We start from the raw sequence: 2941 nt of genomic DNA, 5'->3' as shown, positions 1-2941 counted from the left end.
CCCGCGGACCCGCCCGGCACGGCGGGACGGGGGACGGTGGGGTGGGGGACGGAGGGGTGGGGGGCGGCGGTGGCGCGGCGCAGCGCGGCGGCGAGCCTGGCGGCCCGGACCGGCTTGAGGACGTAGTCGACGACCTGGAGCTCGAACGCCTCGACGGCGTGCTCCTCGTGGGCGGTGACGAAGACGACGGCGGGCGGGAAGGCGAGCCGGGACACCGCCCGGGCCAGGTCGAGCCCGTCCAGGCCGGGCATGTGGACGTCGGACAGCACGACGTCGACGTCGCCGGCGCCGAGGTGCCGCAGCGCCTCCTGCGCCCCGGCGGCGACGAGCACCTCGCCGACCAGCTCGTCGCGCGACAGCAGGAAGCCGAGCTCCTCGCGGGCCGGCGCCTCGTCGTCGACGACCAGCACGCGCAGCCTGCCGCCGGCCGCGTCCATGCAGGGAGGCTAGGCCCTGGTGACCGGCCCGGGCTCGACCTGCCACGAGCGCCACAGCGAGGCGTACGACCCGCCGCGGGCGACGAGCTCGTCGTGGCTGCCGAGCTCGCTCACCCGCCCTCCCTCGACCACGGCGACCCGGTCCGCGTCGTGCGCGGTGTGCAGCCGGTGGGCGATCGCCACGACCGTGCGCCCGGTGAGGACCGCCGACAGCGACCGCTCGAGGTGGCGGGCGGCGCGCGGGTCGAGCAGCGACGTGGCCTCGTCGAGCACGAGGGTGTGAGGGTCGGCGAGGACGAGCCGGGCCAGCGCGAGCTGCTGGGCCTGGCCGTGGTCCAGCGGCGTGGCGCCCGAGCCGACCTCGGTGTCCAGCCCCTCGGGCAGCGCGCGGGCCCAGCCGAGCGCGTCGACCGCGGCCAGCGCCTGCTCCAGCTGGGCGCGGTCGGCCTCGGGCCGGGCGAGCAGGAGGTTCTCCGCCAGGGTCCCGACGAAGACGTGGTGCTCCTGCGTGACCAGGGCGACCCGGCGGCGCAGCTCGGGCAGGGGCAGGTCGACCAGCGGGACCCCGCCCACGCTCACCCGTCCGGTCCGGGGCGGGTGCACGCCCGCGAGCAGCCGGCCGAGGGTCGACTTGCCCGCCCCGGAGGGCCCGACGACGGCCAGGCGCTCGCCGGGGCGCAGGTCGAGGTCGACGCCGTGGAGCACGTCCCGCGGCGACCCGTCAGGGCCGGTGCCGTAGGCGTAGCGGGCGTCGCGGACCTCCACCTCGGTGCCGTCCGGGACGTCCCCGCTGGCCGTGCGGTCGTCCGGGACCAGGCCGACCCCGACCACGCGGGCGTAGCAGGCGGCGCCCACCTGCAGCTGGTCGATCCAGGCGAGGAGCTCGTCGAGCGGGTCGACGAGCAGGCGCAGGTAGAGCGTGACCGCCGTGACCTGGCCGAGGGTGGCAAGGTCCTGGCTGACCAGCCAGCCGCCCCAGACCAGGGCGACCGCCATCGGCAGCTGGTAGCCGGTGTCGATGAGCGGGAACAGCCGCGTCCGCAGCGCCAGGGTGTACCGCTCGACGGCCCAGCAGCGGCGCAGGTCGGCGTCGGTGCGGGCGACCCGGACGGGGCCGAGCCCCAGGTGCTCGACCGTCGTGGCGGACTCCACGGTCTCGGTGATCCCGCCGTTGACCCGGGAGTAGGCGTCGCGCTCGGCCAGGTAGCCGCGGCGGGAGCGGCGCAGGTACCAGCGGACCACCGGCAGGACGAGCGGCACCCCGACCAGCAGCGCCAGCGCCACCAGGGGACCGGCGGCGACGGTCGCGGCGAGGGTGAGCACGCACGCGGTGCCCGCGACGAAGACGGTGGGCACGGCCAGGCGCACCACCCACGACAGCGTCTCCACGTCGTTGGTGGTGCGCGAGACCAGGTCGCCGGTGCCGGCGGTCTCCACCGTCGACAGCGGCAGGTCCACGGCGCGGTCCACGAAGCCCTCGCGCAGCTCGGCGAACACCCGCTCGCCGAGCACGCCCGAGGCTCGGCGCGACAGCCAGGCGAAGACCCCCTGCAGCAGCACCGCGACGACGAGGACGAGGCCCGCGCGGTCGACGTCCGCCGTCGTCAGGGTGCCGGCGGTGACGCCGTCGACGAGGCGGCCGAGCAGCGCGGGCGCGGCGAGCGCGGCGAGCGACACCACGGCGTAGAGCGCGACGACCGTGGAGAAGCCGCGCCGGTGCCGGCGCAGCAGGGCGGCCGCCTCGCGGCGCACGGTCGCGGCGTCGGCGACCGGCAGGGTCCGGGAGGAGACGCCGGGCGGGTCCAGGGACGACAGCGCCATCAGTCCTCCCCCCGGGTCACGGTGCGGCGGTAGCCGGGCACGGTGGCCAGCAGCTCCTCGTGCCCGCCCTCGGCGGCCACCCGGCCGTCGACGAGGAACACCACGCGGTCGGCGCCGGCGAGCAGGAGCGGGCTCGCGGTGGCCACGCCGGTGGTCCGGCCCGCGCGGGTCTGCCGCAGCCGGGTCGCGACCCGCTGCTCGGTGTGGGCGTCGACGGCGCTGGTCGGCTCGACGAGCAGGAGCACGTCGGGGTCGCGGAGCAGGGCGCGCGCCAGGCCCAGGCGCTGGCGCTGCCCGCCGGACAACGACCGTCCGCGTTCCGACAGCCGGCCGGACAGCCCGCCCGGGACGGAGGCGACGGCGTCCTGCGCGGAGGCGGCGTCGACCGCGGCGAGCACCTCGGCGGTGGTGTGGTCGCGCCACGGGTCGAGGGTGTCGAGGAGCCGGCCGCTGAACAGCGCGGGCTCGGCCTCGCTGAGGACGACCCGGCGCCGCAGCCGCCGCAGCGGGACGGACGTCACCGGCACGCCGTCGAGCTCGGCGAGGGTGTCGTCGTCGGTGCGTCCCAGCCGGGCGGCGACCCGGGCGGCCTCGGCGGGGTCGGCGCTGACGATGGCGGTGATCTCGCCCGGGCGCAGCGCGACGCCCGAGCCGGGGTCGACGAGCCCGGGCGCGGTCGCGCC

3 protein-coding genes are annotated in these 2941 nt (G+C 77.8%); all 3 read right to left on the bottom strand.

Translation table 11 applies throughout. The features are described 5' to 3' along the window. Positions 1 to 437: LytR/AlgR family response regulator transcription factor (locus WCS02_RS19265; protein WP_340295901.1), on the bottom strand; the 437-nt coding region annotated here is incomplete at its 3' end. A 9-nt stretch (positions 438 to 446) separates the two neighbouring features. Next, the gene (locus tag WCS02_RS19260; RefSeq protein ID WP_340295900.1) at positions 447 to 2258 is read right to left on the bottom strand and encodes an ABC transporter ATP-binding protein; all 1812 of its coding nucleotides are present in this window, start codon (positions 2256 to 2258) and stop codon (positions 447 to 449) included. Further along, a partial coding sequence (locus WCS02_RS19255; protein WP_340295899.1) for an ATP-binding cassette domain-containing protein occupies positions 2258 to 2941 on the bottom strand: 684 nt, incomplete at its 5' end. The genes WCS02_RS19260 and WCS02_RS19255, both read right to left, overlap by 1 nt.

Origin of the sequence: Aquipuribacter hungaricus, from assembly GCF_037860755.1 — a bacterium.
In the GTDB taxonomy this organism is placed as follows: domain Bacteria; phylum Actinomycetota; class Actinomycetes; order Actinomycetales; family JBBAYJ01; genus Aquipuribacter; species Aquipuribacter hungaricus.
Note: the sequence above shows the minus strand (reverse complement) of the source record. Positions and strands in the feature narration are given on the sequence as shown.